General features: G+C 72.7%; 12 protein-coding genes. 3 read left to right on the top strand and 9 right to left on the bottom strand.

All coding sequences use genetic code 11. The features are described from left to right. Positions 1–48: 48 nt before the first annotated feature. Entirely contained in the window at positions 49–1,545 is a 1,497-nt protein-coding gene (locus tag ABZ919_RS20265) for a hypothetical protein (RefSeq protein ID WP_361249444.1), read from the bottom strand. A gap of 335 nt (positions 1,546–1,880) precedes the next feature. Between ABZ919_RS20265 and ABZ919_RS20260 the strand changes: the two genes are divergently transcribed. Together ABZ919_RS20260 and ABZ919_RS20255 are read left to right on the top strand one after the other, a co-directional pair. Next, positions 1,881–3,026: an aminoglycoside phosphotransferase family protein gene (locus ABZ919_RS20260; RefSeq protein ID WP_361249442.1), complete on the top strand. Its 1,146-nt coding sequence runs from the start codon at positions 1,881–1,883 to the stop codon at positions 3,024–3,026. 260 nt (positions 3,027–3,286) lie between these two features. Beyond that, positions 3,287–5,257 carry an N-acetylmuramoyl-L-alanine amidase gene (locus ABZ919_RS20255; RefSeq protein ID WP_361249440.1) on the top strand — a complete coding sequence of 657 codons (1,971 nt, stop codon included), beginning with the start codon at positions 3,287–3,289 and terminating at the stop codon, positions 5,255–5,257. 16 nt (positions 5,258–5,273) lie between these two features. Here the strand turns inward: ABZ919_RS20255 and ABZ919_RS20250 are convergent, their stop codons facing one another. The 8 genes from ABZ919_RS20250 to ABZ919_RS20215 all read right to left on the bottom strand — a co-directional run bounded on the left by ABZ919_RS20250 (position 5,274) and on the right by ABZ919_RS20215 (position 13,017). Then, positions 5,274–5,771, bottom strand: coding sequence for a hypothetical protein (locus tag ABZ919_RS20250; RefSeq protein WP_361249436.1), 498 nt, complete (start codon positions 5,769–5,771; stop codon positions 5,274–5,276). Between the two features lie 57 nt (positions 5,772–5,828). Continuing rightward, entirely contained in the window at positions 5,829–7,244 is a 1,416-nt protein-coding gene (locus ABZ919_RS20245) for a 3-hydroxybutyrate oligomer hydrolase family protein (RefSeq protein ID WP_361249434.1), read from the bottom strand. Positions 7,245–7,585: 341 nt separating this feature from the next. Then, the gene (locus ABZ919_RS20240) at positions 7,586–8,521 is read right to left on the bottom strand and encodes a universal stress protein (RefSeq protein WP_361249431.1); all 936 of its coding nucleotides are present in this window, start codon (positions 8,519–8,521) and stop codon (positions 7,586–7,588) included. Between the two features lie 198 nt (positions 8,522–8,719). Then, entirely contained in the window at positions 8,720–8,962 is a 243-nt protein-coding gene (locus ABZ919_RS20235; RefSeq protein WP_361249428.1) for a DUF397 domain-containing protein, read from the bottom strand. 82 nt (positions 8,963–9,044) lie between these two features. Then, positions 9,045–10,211 (bottom strand): thiolase domain-containing protein, encoded by a 1,167-nt coding sequence (locus ABZ919_RS20230; RefSeq protein ID WP_361249426.1) that lies wholly within the window; start codon positions 10,209–10,211, stop codon positions 9,045–9,047. Continuing rightward, on the bottom strand, positions 10,208–11,257 hold the full coding sequence (locus ABZ919_RS20225; RefSeq protein WP_361249424.1) for a thiolase domain-containing protein: 1,050 nt from the start codon (positions 11,255–11,257) through the stop codon (positions 10,208–10,210). The genes ABZ919_RS20230 and ABZ919_RS20225 overlap by 4 nt, the downstream gene beginning before the upstream one ends. After that, positions 11,254–12,195, bottom strand: coding sequence for an OB-fold domain-containing protein (locus tag ABZ919_RS20220; protein ID WP_361249421.1), 942 nt, complete (start codon positions 12,193–12,195; stop codon positions 11,254–11,256). The genes ABZ919_RS20225 and ABZ919_RS20220 overlap by 4 nt, the downstream gene beginning before the upstream one ends. A 21-nt stretch (positions 12,196–12,216) precedes the next feature. Continuing rightward, positions 12,217–13,017: a crotonase/enoyl-CoA hydratase family protein gene (locus ABZ919_RS20215; RefSeq protein WP_361249418.1), complete on the bottom strand. Its 801-nt coding sequence runs from the start codon at positions 13,015–13,017 to the stop codon at positions 12,217–12,219. A gap of 185 nt (positions 13,018–13,202) precedes the next feature. On the opposite strand from ABZ919_RS20215, the gene ABZ919_RS20210 reads away from it, so the two are divergent. Beyond that, complete coding sequence (locus tag ABZ919_RS20210; RefSeq protein ID WP_361249415.1) at positions 13,203–14,819, top strand: acyl-CoA synthetase; 1,617 nt, start codon at positions 13,203–13,205, stop codon at positions 14,817–14,819. The last annotated feature ends 29 nt before the right edge of the window (positions 14,820–14,848 follow it).

The following is a 14,848-nucleotide window of genomic DNA, read 5'->3' as shown; positions in this document are numbered from 1 at the left end:
GTTGACGTCACGGACGGAATCCCGCGCACAGGCCCGGTGCCTGTGCGCTCACACCTGTGCGCTGTCGCCGCCGCCCTTGGCCCTCGGCTTGGGCAGGGCGAGCCGGATCTCCTCCCGCAGTTCCTGGATCCTCGGAAAGCCGGCGTACTCCGCGGTCAGCCGGTACATCTGGCGCAGCCGGTCCCAGGTGCGACGGGAGGAGTTGGAGCCCATCGACATCAGGGCCAGCCGGGCGTAGCGGTCGGCCTGTTCGGGGTCGTCGGCGATGAAGCAGGCCGAAGCCATGGACAGATGGTCGAAGATCTTCGACCGCTCCCGCCCGTCGACGCGCAGGGCCAGGGCCTTGTCCGCGTAGTGCTGGGCGTGCGCGGCAGCGCTCGGGTCGAACTCCGCCAGCGTGCGGTAGGCGAGGGCCTGCATGCCGTACAGGTCCTCGTCCTTGAAGGTCTGCATCCAGTCCAGTGGCTCGCCGTCGCCCCGGTCGGCGATGAACATGTCCTCCGCCTGGCCGAGGGTGCGGCGCATCGCCTGGCCCTTGCCCATCGCCGCCTGCGCCCAGGCCTCGATGGTGTGGAACATCGCCTTCGTGCGCGGCTGCAGCCGGTCACCGGCGCCCGACTGGGCGAGCTTCATCAGGTCCAGGGCGTCGTCGGGCCGGCCGAGGTGCACCATCTGCCGGGCCGCCCGGGACAGGGCCTCCCCGGCCCGGGGCCGGTCTCCGCCCTCTCTGGCGGCATGGGCGGCGATGACGAAGTACTTCTGGGCCGTGGGCTCCAGGCCGACGTCGTGCGACATCCAGCCCGCGAGGACGGCGAGGTTGGCCGCGACGCCCCACAGGCGCCGCTGGAGATGAGGTGGATGGTGGTAGGCGAGCATCCCGCCCACCTCGTTGAGCTGGCCCACGACCGCCTTGCGCTGAAGCCCGCCGCCGCGGGCCGCGTCCCAGGCGCGGAACACCTCGACCGAGCGCTCCAGTTCCTCGATCTCCTGCGACCCGATGGGGGCGGCCTCGTAGCGGTCGAACCCAGCGGGGTCGGCGTGCAGGGGGTCGTCGAGGACGGGGGCGTCGGCCTTCAGGGCCGGGTCGGTGTGCAGCCAGTCGTACATGGCGCTGCTGAGTGCGGATCCCGCGGCGAGCGCGGCACCCGCGCCCACCAAGCCGCGTCGGTTGAGCATGAGGTCCATTCCCGTGAATTCGGTGAGGACCGCGGCGGTACGTTCGGGCGCCCACGGCACGCCGTCGGGATGTTCCTCGATCCCGTCGCCCTGCCGTTTCCCCGCACGCCCGTGCCGTACCAGACCGAGGTCCTCGATGGTCACGACACGGCCGAGACGCTCGGTGAACAGGGCTGCCAGCACCCGCGGTACGGGATCGCGCGGGATCTCTCCCGTGTCGATCCACCGACGGACCCGGGAGGTGTCGGTCGACAGCTGGGGGTGGCCCATGGCCGCCGCCTGCTTGTTGACCAGCCTCGCGAGTTCGCCCTTCGACCAGCCGGCCAGGCCGAACAGGTCCGCCAGGCGGGTGTTGGGTTGTCCGCTCACGTCAAGCCCCCAGGTTCTCGGCTGAGTTGACAGTAGCCCGGTGGAGGTTGCCGGGCGACTATTCGCCAGGGTTCGCCAGGGTCCGCCAGATGGTGTGCCACTGGGCATCGGGTGTCGAGTAGGAACGCGCCACCCCGACCCGGTCGCCGCTCGTGCCTCACCGAGCTGACGGGTGCATTCCCCAGGGTGCACCCGGGCGACCGGGCCGGGCAGGCGCACGCTCACCGTGCACGCGATCGGAGTACGGGCTCCCCGGAGCTCCGGCCCGGCGCATGCGCGCCGAGCACAGCACCACAGGCAGGCACCGCAGGCACACGAAGGGATCTGTATCTCCCATGTACGCAGCATCGTCCTCCGTGTCCGCCCCGCCCCGGCCGCTGCGTTCCCGCCCGGCGGGCGGCGGACCGTATCTGGACCCGGCGGCGCGTCCGGGCGGACCCGTGCCGGTCGCGGGCCGGCTCCGGCGGCTGCCGGGCCAGCCCGGCACCCCGCCGCTCAGCGGCAGACTCGACCTGTCCGGCCCCCAGGGCACGCAGCTGCGCACCGCGATCGCCTCGGTGCACCGGATCTGCCCGGAGTTCACTCCGGTGCAGGTGCTGCGGCGCAGCGGACGGTCCGTTCTGCTGGTCGGAACGACGGGGCGCGGCGCGGCCGTGGCCAAGTGTCTGCTGGACCACTCACCCGCCTGGGCCGAGCGGATCCGTCACGAAATAGCCGCATACCGCTCGTTCGTCCGGCACCGGCCACCGGTCCGTGTGCCCCGGCTGATCGCGGCGGACCCGGACAACTGCACCCTGGTCATCGAGCGGGCGCCGGGCCGGGTGGCGGCGCTGCAGCGGCATCCGGCGGAGGCGCCGCCCCGCGCGGACATCCGGACCGCGCTGGGCGCCGTCTGCCGGGTCAACGCCTGGCGGCCCCCGGCGGGCACCTTCGACATGCCGCTGGACTACGGCGCCCGGATCTCCCGGTTCCACGAGCTGGGCCTGCTCACCGACCGGGACCTGGGCGACCTCCAGAAGCTGCTGCACGGCATCGCCCATGAGGTGGGCCGGCACGGCATGCTCCAGTTCTGCCACGGCGACGCCCTCCTGTCGAACATCCTGTTGTCACCGGCCGGTCCAGTGCTGGTGGACTGGGAGCACGCGGGCTGGTACCTGCCGGGGTACGACCTGGCGACGCTGTGGCTGGTGCTCGGGGACGCGCCGGTGGCCCGACGGCAGATCAGCCAGATCGCCCAGTCGGCGGGCCCGGCCTCCCGGGACGCCTTCCTGGTGAACCTGATGCTGCTGCTGACCCGGGAGATCCGTACCTACGAGACGGCCGTGCAGCGTTCGATGCACGATCCGGCCCCGGCGGCACCGGGCCTGGCCCACCCGGGTGCTGCGCCGTCCGGCGAGGAGCAGCGGCTGCTGCTCAGGCGGCTGCACGACGACTGCCAGATGGCCCGCAGGGCCGTCCGAGCGGCGGTCGGCACTCGCTGAGGGGGGACGAGGGTCCGCGGTGCGCCAGAGCGGCGGCGCACCGCGGACCTTCGTATGCGCGGCCGGACGATGGCCACTGGTGTACGCCAGTGACGCCGCGCAGGCCCGCGCACCGCCGCGTCGAAACTCGCCGAAAACCCTCCGTGACATGGGAAATCGCTGCCCCGAAGGCATCATTGACGGATCGTCGGCAAGCCGGTACGACTGTCCCAGTTCGGCGCCGTACGCCCCGCCACGCCCGCCCGTCACTGGAGGCCGCATTGCGAGGTTCCGCCACTGATACCACCTGCAGACCCGGCCACGGACCTCTGCGGCGAGCAGCCGGCCCGCTGGCCTCGGCGGCCCTGCTGGTGCCGCTGCTCGGCGCGGCCCCCGCCCAGGGCGCCACGGACTCCTCCGCGGGCCGGCTGCAGGACGCCTTCACCACCGCCGCGGCCGAGTACCACGTGCCGCAGAGCGTCCTGCTGGCCGTCTCCTATCTCCAGTCCCGCTGGGACCGGCACGCCGGTGCCCCGAGTGTGACCGGCGGCTACGGTCCGATGCACCTCACGGACGCCCGCACCGCCATCGCGGCGACGGAGCATCTGGCCGAGGGCACGGAGGACGCCCGCGGCGACACCACCCGCCCCGCCGTGCACCCCGACGTCAAGGTGCCGGCCGAGTCCACGCTCCCCGCCCGTCTGAAGACACTGCCGAAGGCTGCGGAACTGACCGGCCTGACGGCCCAGAGGCTGCGCACCGATCCGGCGGCGAACGTGGCCGGCGGCGCGGCCCTGCTCGCCGCCGCGCAGAAGGGGCTCGGCGAGCCGCTGAGCAGCGACCCGGCCGACTGGTACGGCGCGGTGGCACGCTTCTCCGGCGCCGACGACAGGGCGACCGCTGCGGCTTACGCGGACGATGTGTACGACGTCCTGCGCACCGGCGAGAGGCGCGTCACGGACGACGGCCAGCTGGTCGCGCTCGCCGCCCAGCCGCGGCTGGCCCCCGACACCACCCAGCTGAGGCGGGCCGGTCTGCGCACGCTGCCCACGGACGACGTCGAGTGCCCGAAGTCGGTGTCCTGCGAGGCGGTCTGGGCGCCGTACGCGCAGTTCGGGAACGACGACTACGGCAACCACGACCTCGGCGACCGTCCGGTGTCGCAGCCCGTCAAGTACATCGTCATCCATGACACGGAGGGCACCTGGGACGGGGTGCTGAACCTGATCCAGGATCCCACCTATGTGTCATGGAACTACACGATCCGTTCCACGGACGGTCTGATCGCCCAGCACGTCAAGGCGAAGGACGTGGCCTGGCACGCCGGCAACTGGGACATCAACGCCCGGTCCGTCGGCATCGAGCACGAAGGCTTCCTCGCCGCCCCGGACGCCTGGTACACCGAGGCGATGTACCGGTCCTCGGCCCGGCTGGTGAAGTACCTGAGCCGCAAGTACGCCATCCCGCTGGACCGGCAGCACATCCTGGGCCACGACAACGTGCCCGGCCCAACCGCGTCCACCATCCCCGGCATGCACACCGACCCGGGCCCGTACTGGGACTGGCGGCACTACTTCCAGCTGCTGGGCCATCCCTTCGAGCGCACGGCCGGGAAGCGGGCCGGGATGGTGACGATCCTGCCGGACTACGCCACGAACCAGCCGGCGTACACCGGTTGCACCACCGCGGGCCAGCCTTGCACGCCGCACGGCTCCGGCGAGGTCCGGCTGTACTCGGACCACGACGTGAACGCACCGCTGATCAAGGACATCGGTCTGAAGAAGGATCCGACCGAGGACGTGAACGACCTGTCCTCCCGGGTCTCCACGGGTCAGCAGTACGCGGTCGCGGACCGCTGGGGCGACTGGACCGCGATCTGGTACCTGGGCCAGAAGGCCTGGTTCCAGAACCCGTCCGGGGCGCGGACGGCGGTGCCCGCCAGCGGGCTGGTGATCACCCCGAAGGACGGGCCGGCGAGCATCCCGGTGTACGGCCGTGCCTACCCGGAGAAGGAGGCCTACCCGGCGGGCGTCCCCGTGCAGTCGGTGGTCCCGCTGCCGTACACGGTCCCGGCCGGTCAGAAGTACGTGGTCGGTGACGTGGTGCCGGGCGAGTACTACTACTCGGTCACCTTCACCACCGACTCGCACCGGGTCGTCGTGGGCAAGGACCTGTACTACGAGATCCAGTACGGCCACCGGGTCGCCTTCGTCCGCGCCGCGGACGTGACCCTCGAGGGCGCGGCCGGCTAGTCACGGCCGCCCGGCCTCAGCCCTGCTGGAAAAGCTCCGCCGGGAGTGGCTTCAGCAGGGCGTACAGGTCGTCGGTGATGGGGCGGTCCCAGGCGGCGATGGTGACGAGGACGCCGTCGCTGCGGTCGAACTGGACGCAGGAGATCCGGGACTCGGACAGCTTCAGCCGTCGCACGATGAGGAGGTTGTCGCCCTGCAGCACCGGGGTGTCCTCGACGCCCGCGACGGTGACCTCCTCGTCGTTCTCCAGCGCCAGCAGCAGCTGGCCCACCTCGAAGGGGATCTCCCCCTCGGCGACCTCGCGGGCCGGGGAGCCCTCCGGCAGATTCCCGATGATCATGGCGGGGCCGCGGCCCCCGAAGAGGTCGTAACGCAGGAAGACGCCCTGGCAGGTGCCGTCGGGGGCAGGCAGCAGACCCGCGCCGAGGTTGCCGGGCCAGTCGCCCGGGTCCATGGCCAGCACGTCGAAGTCGGGTCCGGCGGGGGTGGCGCTGCGGCGGCGGAGGAACGACATGCGGCCATGGTACGTGCCCGGGCCCCGGTGGGTGACCTGTGGGCGCCCGGAGATCCCTCATCGCAGGGGGCAGCTGGTGAGGAGCGTGGCGGGGTCGGCGCCGGCCGGGTGCGGGACGGTGTGGTCGGCGGGCGGGACGGCGGTGCCGGCGATCCAGCTCTCCAGTGCCTCGAAGGCCGAGCGGTGGCAGGGCACCATGGGCCGCAGTCTGCCGGGGAAGGCGTCGACGAGCGAGTCGGTGTGGGTGCCGTCCTCGATGCGGTAGTAGCGCAGCAGGGCGCCCCGTCCGGCCGCACGGATCATGCGCGCGTACACGTCGGAGTCCTGGCTGATCGGCAGCAGCGCGTCGAGGGTGCCCTGGAGGGTGATCAGCGGTTTGCCGATGCGGCCGGTGAGGGCGATCCGCTCGACCGCGCGGTGGACGGCCGCGGGGCGGGCCGCGTAGTCGTAGTCGGCGTCGCAGGCGGGCGTGCCGGAGGCGCAGAACGGGGTGCCGGCCTCGGTGGCGCCGTCGTAGCCGGGGTCGAGTTCCTCGCGGTAGATGCGCTGGGTGAGGTCCCAGTAGACCTGGTAGTGGTACGGCCACAAGTACTCCGAGCCGGCCGGGAAGCCGGCCCGGTGCAGGGCGTCCGCGGCCTCGGCGGCTGCGGGGCCGCCGCCGGCGTAGGCGGGGTAGTGGCGCAGGGCCTGGGGCAGGAAGGTGAGCAGGTTGGGGCCGTCGGTACGCCAGAGGGTGCCTTCCCAGTCGACTCCGCCGTCGTAGAGCTCGGGGTGGTTCTCCAGCTGCCAGCGGACGAGATAGCCGCCGTTGGACAGGCCGGTGGCGATGGTGCGGACGGGCGGCCGGTGGTAGCGCTGGGCGACCACGGTGCGGGCCGCGCGGGTGAGCTGGGTGAGCCGGGTGTTCCATTCGGCGATGGCGTCGCCGGGCCGTCGGCCGTCGCGGTAGAAGGCGGTGCCGGTGTTGCCCTTGTCGGTCGCGGCATAGGCGTAGCCGCGGGAGAGCACCCAGTCGGAGACGGCCTTGTCGTTGGCGTACTGCTCCCGGTTGCCGGGGGTCCCGGCGACGACCAGGCCGCCGTTCCAGTGGTCGGGCAGCCGGACGACGAACTGGGAGTCGTGGTTCCAGCCGTGGTTCGTGTTGGTGGTGGAGGTGTCCGGGAAGTAGCCGTCGATCTGGATGCCGGGAACGCCGCTGGGCGTGGGCAGGTCCCTGGGGGTGAGGCCGGCGTAGTCGGCCGGGTCGGTGTGCCCGGAGGCCACGGTGCCCGCGGTGGTCAGCTCGTCCAGGCAGTCGGCCTGTTGGTGCTCGGCGCCGGGCACGCGGAGACGGGTGAGCCCGGCGCAGTGGCCGTCCGCCTTGCCGGCGGGTGCCGCCGTGGCCGGGGTGGTCAGCAGCAGGCAGGCCGCGGTGAGCGACAGGGCGTGCAGTGCGGCTCGGCGGGTGGGCCGTCCGGGCGGTGTGGTGGGCATACGGTTCCTCCGGCTGTGGGTGGACGCGCTGGAGGTTAGGGCGCAGTGGGCGCGCCGGACATATGCGTGGGCGCCATGAAGGCGGCCCTTGCGACGTTGTCCGCCACCATGACCGTGCATGGCTGACCTGGTGTTGCTGACCTACCGTCAGGGCCACGGCGGCTGGCGGTGGTTGCTCGCCGTCCCGCAGGTGCGTCGTCGCCGCCGGCGGGGCCGCCCGGGCCGGGGGGTGTCCGGACGTGGCGCTGTGGAAGGACCCATGGGGGCAGCCGCGAGGGCGCGGGCCCGCCGTGCCCCTGCCCGTCGGCCACCGGAGACGGGCCGCGGGGCGCCGTGACGGTCTACCGGGCCGGCTGGGCCGCGTCCGGGCCGGACGCGTGATCCGGCTCGGACGGCGGAACCACCACGACGGGGCTCGCCGCGTGCAGCAGGACGGCCTGGGTGACCGAGCCCATCATGCGCGCCGGGGCGAGCAGGCGTCGCCGGTGGCGGCCGACGACGAGCAGCTCGGCGTCCTTGGAGGCGGAGACCAGATGGCCGGCCGCGTCGCCGGGCAGTGCCTCGGCGTCGGCGCGCACCTCGGGGTGACGCTCGCGGTGCGGGGCGAGGAACCCCTCGGCGAGGGCGCGGGTCTCGTTCTCGACGGCGTCCTGGTCGATCTGCGGCGGCATCAGCTCGGCCGGGGCCGCCCAGGTCTGCACCGGCCACGGGTAGGCGGCGATCACCTGGACGCGGGCGGCGCGCAGGGCCGCCTCGGCGAAGGCGAAGCCGAGGGCGGTCTCGTCGGGGCTGTCGACGTGCAGGCCGACGACCACGCGGGGCCCGGGCTCGGCCGGCCCGTCGCCGTGCACCTGCCGGCCGGGACGAGGTACGACGACGACCGGGCACTCGGCGTCCCGGGCGGCGGCGAGGCTGTTGGAACCGAGCAGCAGGCTGGCGAAGCCGCCGCGGCCCCGGGAACCGAAGACCAACAGCTGGGCGTCCGTGCCGAGTTCCGGCAGCACGGCACCCGGGACGCCCTCCAGGGCGACGTACTCGACGACGGGCTGCGGGCCGCGGCCCGCGAGCCGGGCGTGCACGTCGTCCAGGACCGGGTCACCCCCCGCCTCGGGCGGCCCGGCGATCAGCACGTCGGCCTGGCCCCAGGCGGCGTACTGCCGTACGTGCACCACCCGTAGCGGAGCGGCGCGACGGCGGGCGGCGTCGAAGGCCCACTCCAGCGCGCGCAGACTGTCGTCCGAACCGTCGACCGCGGCGATGACCGGCGCAGTGCTCATCGTCCCTCACCTTTCGGAACACGACCTTCCCCCTGTGCTGGGGCCAGCCTGACGCAGGCATCGGCCCCGGCCGGGCGCTGCTGATCGCGTGTCCCGAAATCCGGCCCGAACACCCCCGGTCCGGCTGCCGGTGCCCGGGAGGCGCCGGGTCGCGCACCGGTGGCGGCGGTCCCGCCACCGGGCCGGCTCGGGTGCGGGTCAGGTGAGGTCGAACTCTCCTTCCCTGGCTCCGGAGACGAAGGCACCCCACTCCGCCGGAGTGAAGATCAGGGAGGGGCCTTCCGGACGGCCGCTGTTGCGCATCGCGATGAAGCCCTCGACGAAGGCGATCTGGACATCGCCCAGCCCTCGGCTGCTGGACTGCCACTCGGCCTTGCTGAGGTCCAGCTCCGGCTTGTCCCAGCCCGCGAGCGGCTTGTGCTGGATGGTGGTCTCGGCCACGTCCGTGCTCCTCCCGGTTCGTCGTCCGCGGCTCAGCCTAGCGACCGCTCACGACGCCCAACAGGCCACGTGGGGAGGACTTTCAGGAGTCCGGCGGCAGCGCTCCCACGAGCCACATGGAGAAGAACTGCGAGCCGCCGCCGTAAGCGTGCCCGAGCACCCTGCGAGCGCCGTCCACCTGGTGTTCGCCGGCCTGGCCGCGGACCTGGAGGGCCGCCTCGGCGAAGCGGATCATGCCGGAGGCGCCGATGGGGTTGGTGGACAGCACGCCGCCCGACATGTTGACGGGCAGGTCCCCGTCGAGTGCGGTCACCCCGGACTCGGTGAGCTTCCAGCCCTCGCCCTCGGCGGCGAAGCCCAGGTTCTCCAGCCACATGGGCTCGTACCAGGAGAAGGGCACGTACATCTCGACGGCGTCGATGTCCCGGCGCGGGTCGGCGATGCCGGCCTGGCGGTAGACGTCGGCGGCGCAGTCCTTGCCGGCCTGCGGGGAGACGAAGTCCTTGCCCGCGAACAGGGTCGGTTCGCTGCGCATCGCGCCGCCCAGCATCCAGGCGGGCGGGCGGGGGGCGCGCGCGGCGCCGGCCCGGTCGGTGAGGATCATCGCGCAGGCGCCGTCGGAGGACGGGCAGGTCTCGGAGTAGCGGATGGGGTCCCACAGCATGGGGGACGCCATCACCTTCTCCAGGGTGATGTCGTGCTCGTGGAGGTGGGCGTAGGGGTTCTTCAGGGCGTTGCGCCGGTCCTTGTGGGCGACGAGCGCGCCGACGGTGTCGGGGGCGCCGCTGCGCCGCATGTAGGCGCGCACATGGGGGGCGAAGAAGCCACCCGCTCCGGCGAGCAGGGGCTGCTGGAAGGGAATGGGCAGGGACAGGCCCCACATCGCGTTCGACTCGGACTGTTTCTCGAAGGCGAGGGTGAGGACCGTGCCGTGGACACGGGCGGCGACCAGGTTGGCGGCCACCAGCGCGGTGGATCCGCCGACCGAGCCGGCGGTGTGCACCCGCAGCATGGGCTTGCCCACGGCGCCGAGGGCGTCGGCCAGGTACAGCTCGGGCATCATCACGCCCTCGAAGAAGTCGGGCGCCTTGCCGATGACGACCGCGTCGATGTCGGCCCAGGCCAGCTCCGCGTCCTCCAGCGCCCTGCGGGCCGCTTCGCGGACGAGTCCGGCGATCGAGACGTCCCGGCGGGCGGCCACGTGCTTGGTCTGGCCGATCCCTACGACGGCCACGGGCTCCTTGCTCATCGTGGATCCCCTTCGAGTACGGCGACCAGGTTCTGCTGCAGGCACGGGCCGGACGTGGCGTGGGCCAGGGCGCGGTCGGACGCCCCGCGGTGGATGCGGGCGGCGGCCTCGCCGATGCGGATGAGTCCGGCGGCCATGACCGGGTTGGCGGCCAGCGCCCCGCCGGAGGGATTGACGCGGACGTCGTCGCCGAGGCGGAGCGCCCTGCGCAGCACCACCTCCTGCGAGCTGAACGGCGCGTGCAACTCGGCGGTGTCGGCCGGCCGTTCGAAGGCGCCGGCCCGCTCGGCGGCCAGCCGGGCGGAGGGCGAGTCGGTGAGGTCGCGGACGCCGAGCCCGTGCGCCTCGATGCGGTGGTCGATGCCCCGGATCCAGGCGGGCCGCGCGCACAGCTCACGGGCCCGGTCCCCGGCGGCGAGGATCACCGCGGCGGCACCGTCCGAGACGGGCGGGCAGTCGCCGGTGCGCAGCGGCCGTACGACGTAGCCGCCGTCCGGTACGAGGCCCTTGAGCTGGGCGTGCGGGTTGGCTTCCGCGTCAGCCCGGCTGCGGGCGCCGACGGCGGCGAGCGCGGGTTCGTCGGTGCCGCCGGCGTCGATGAGGGCCTGCGCCTGGAGCGCGGCGAGGGCCACCGCGTCGGGCCACAGGGGCGCCACGTAGTACGGGTCGAGCTGGCGGGTCAGCACATCCCGCACCGAGCCGGGCGAGCACTTGCCGTAGGAGTACACGAGCGCGGTGTCCGCGTCGCCGGTGAGCAGCTTGGTCCAGGCCTCGTACAGCGCCCAGGCGCCGTCCATCTCGACGTGCGACTCGGAGATCGGCGGCCAGGCGCCGACGCCGTCCAGGGCGAGGGTGAAGGAGAAGGCGCGTCCGGCGAGGTAGTCGCTGGAGCCGGAGCAGGTGAAGCCGATGTCGGCGGTCCTGAGGCCGGTCTGCGCGAGCACCTCGTGGAGGACCGGCATGAGCATCTCGACCTCGGAGGACTCCTCGGTGGAGCGCCGGTGGTCGGTCTGGGCGAAGGCGACGACCGCGATCTCCCGGGTCACAGCAGCTCCTTGTAGGTGTCGTAGTCGGCGTCGGGCTCGCCGGTGGGCCGGTAGTGGTCGGGGTAGCGGGCGCCCTCGGTCCACACGGGCTCGACGCGCAGGCCCATGCGCACCTGGTCGTAGGGGATGCCGCCGATCCGGGCGTGCAGGGCGAGGTCGGCGCCGTCGAGGGCGATGTGCGCGTAGACGTAGGGGACCTCGATGTCGAGGTTCTTCGCCTTGATGTTCACGATGCAGAAGGTGGTGACCGTGCCGCGGGGGCCCACCTCGACCCGTTCCTCCGTGGCCACGCCGCAGGTGGGGCACGCGCCCCGCGGCGGGACGTACACCTTGCGGCAGGAAGGGCAGCGTTCGCCGACGGTCCGCCGCCCGGACAAGGCGTCGATGTAGGCGGACTGCGCACGGCCGGGTGAGTAGGTGTAGTCGAGGCGGGCCGGGGCGACGATCCCGGTGACCGGGTCGCCGAACTCACCCGTGTGGCCGTCCGGTTGCCCTGGTTCTCCGTCGTACGGCTCGAAGCAGGCGATGTCGGTGATGGCGCCGGTGCGCTCGCGGGCCCAGCGGACGCGCACCCGCATGCCGGTGCGGACGGCGTCGGGGCCGGGCGCGTCCAGGGCGTGCAGCAGGGCCGTGTCGGCGCCGTCGAGCCGGACCAGGGCCCAGGCGAAGGGGGTGACGAGGGGCTGGCCACGGCGCGGCTCGTGGTTCCACGCCCAGGTGGTGACCGTGCCCGTGGGGGCGACCTCCACCAGGTCGCGGATCTCCTCGGCGGTGACGGGGTCGTACTCCACGGGCGGGACGAGCACCCGTCCGTCGCCGGTCCGCACCCCGAGGACGACGCGTTCGCGCAGGCCGGTGAGGAAGGCGCTCTGGACGGGACCCAGGGAGCGGGTGAAGGGGAACTCGACGACGAGGGGGGCTTTGAGGACTTCGGGCATCCTGGGGACTCCTTCGGCGGCTCAGGCTCGCTTGTAGACGGGGGGCCGCTTCTCCGCGAAGGCGCGGGCGCCTTCCTTGGCGTCGGCGGTGTCGAAGACCGGCCAGCCGCGCACGAGTTCGGCCGCGAGGCCGTCGGTCTCCGTCATCTGGGCGGTCTCGTAGACCGACGCCTTCACCGCCTCTACGGCGAGCGGGCCGCAGGCGTTGATCTGCTCCGCGATCTCCAGGGCCTTGCGGAGGGCGGTGCCGTCGGGGACGACATGGCCGATCAGCCCGATGCCGGCGGCCTCCTGGGCGCTGTACGGCCGTCCGGTGAGCAGCATCTCCAGGGCGTGGGTGCGCGGGATCTGGCGCTGCAGCCGGACGGTGGAGCCGCCGATCGGGAACAGGCCGCGCCTGACCTCGAACAGGCCGAAGGTCGCGGACTCGCCCGCGATGCGGATGTCGGTGCCCTGGAGGATCTCGGTGCCGCCCGCGACGCAGTACCCCTCGACGGCGGCGACGACCGGCTTGCGGGGGCGATGGTGGCGCAGCATCGCCTTCCAGTGCAGGTCGGGGTCGGCCTTGAGCCGGTCGCGGTAGTGCTCCCCCAGCATGCCGTTCCCGGCCAGTGCCTTCAGGTCCATGCCGGCACAGAAGGAGCCGCCGGCCCCGGTGAGCACGATCGAGCGGACGTCGTCGTCGGCGTCGGCCTCGAGCCAGCCGTCGTACAGGCCGACCAGCATCGGAAGCGAGAGCGCGTTCCTGGCGTCGGGCCGGTTGAGCGTGAGCACCAGTGTGGCGCCCTCGCGCCGCACGGTGAGGTGTTCCGTCCCGCTCATGGGCTTTCTCCCCTCGGTGAGAACGAGAACAGGTTGCAGGAGGCAGGGGAGCACTTCAAGGGTTTTCTGACACCCAGTCAGATTTATTGGCGCGGGCCCTTCCCACTTGCCGCGCGCTTTGCTCTGATGACCGGCGAACCGGCTGAGGCGCCTTTGCCCGTCGGAGCGCGGGGTCAGGAGGAGCGGTGGAGTACAACCTTGCCGACCTGTTCGAGTCCGTCGTCGACGTGGTCCCGGACCGCGAGGCGCTCGTGTACGTCGACCATCCCGGCACCGGTGCGGAGCGCCGCCTGACCTACGCGGAGCTGGACGCGGCCGCCAACCGCATCGCCCACCACCTCCTCGGCAGCGGGGTACGGCCCGGGGAACACCTGGGCCTGCACCTGTACAACGGCGTCGAGTACCTGCAGACGGTACTGGCCTGCCTCAAGGCGCGGATCGTCCCGGTCAACGTCAACTACCGTTACGTGGAAGATGAGTTGGTCTACCTCTACCGGGACGCCGACCTGGTCGCCCTGGTCTTCGACGCCGAGTTCGCGGGCCGGGTGACGGGCGCGCTGCCGCGGGCGCCCCGGCTGCGGCATCTGCTGCGGGTGGGCGCGGAGACGGACGCGGTGCCCGGGGCGGTGCCGTTCGCCGGGGCCGAGTCGGCCGGCTCGCCCGGGCGGGGCTTCCCGGCCCGCTCCGGGGACGACCAGTTCATCATCTACACCGGCGGCACGACGGGCATGCCCAAGGGTGTGATGTGGCGCCAGGAGGACCTCTTCTTCGCGGGCCTGGGCGGCGGCGCGCCGACCGGGGTGCCGGTGAAGACACCGCAGGAGCTGGCCGAGCGGGTCGCCGCCGGCGGCTCCGGCATCACCTTCTTCCCCACTCCCCCGCTGATGCACGGCACGTCCACGCTCACGGCGTTCATCGGCTTCAACTTCGGCCAACGCGTCGTCCTGCACCGCAAGTTCGTGCCGGAGGAGGTGCTGCGGACCGTCGAGAAGGAGAGGGTCACCAGCATGTCGCTGGTCGGCGACGCCATGCTCCGGCCGCTGATCGACGCGCTGAGCGGGCCGCTGAAGGGCACGGACTGCTCGGCCCTGTTCAGCGTGTCCTCGTCGGGCGCGATCATGTCGGAGACGGTGCGCCGGCAGTTCGCCGAGCTGGTGCCGAACGCCGTGCTGCTCAACAACTTCGGCTCCTCCGAGTCGGGCTTCAACGGGACGGCGACGGAGGACTCGGGTCCCGAGCGCGGCTTCCGCCTGAGGGTCAACTCCCGCACGCGTGTGGTGGATCCCGTGACGCACGCGCCGGTCGCCGTGGGCGAGATCGGCCGGGTCGCCCAGTGCGGGCACGTCCCGCTCGGCTACTACAACGACGCGCGGAAGACCGCCGAGACCTTCTTCGAGAAGGACGGCGAGCGCTGGGTGCTGCTCGGCGACATGGCGACGGTCGACGAGGACGGCGTCGTCACCGTCCTCGGCCGGGGCTCGCAGTGCATCAACACGGGCGGGGAGAAGGTCTATCCGGAGGAGGTCGAGCAGGCGCTCAAGGCACATCCGGATGTGTACGACGCGCTGGTCGCCGGGGTCCCGGACGCGACCTGGGGCAACCATGTGGCAGCCGTGGTGCAGCTGCGCGAGGGCGCGTCGCATCCCTCGCTGGCCGACATCCAGCACCACTGCCGCACCCGGCTGGCCGGCTACAAGGTGCCCCGTCAGCTGGTGGTCACCGACTCCATCCAGCGGTCGCCGAGCGGGAAGGCCGACTACCGGTGGGCGCGGGAGGTGGCGGTGGCGGCCGACCGGCGGTAGCGACCGGGGGGCCTCCCGCCGCCCCACCA

This window comes from Streptomyces sp. NPDC046759 (assembly GCF_040645475.1).
In the GTDB taxonomy this organism is placed as follows: domain Bacteria; phylum Actinomycetota; class Actinomycetes; order Streptomycetales; family Streptomycetaceae; genus Streptomyces.
Note: the sequence above shows the minus strand (reverse complement) of the source record. Positions and strands in the feature narration are given on the sequence as shown.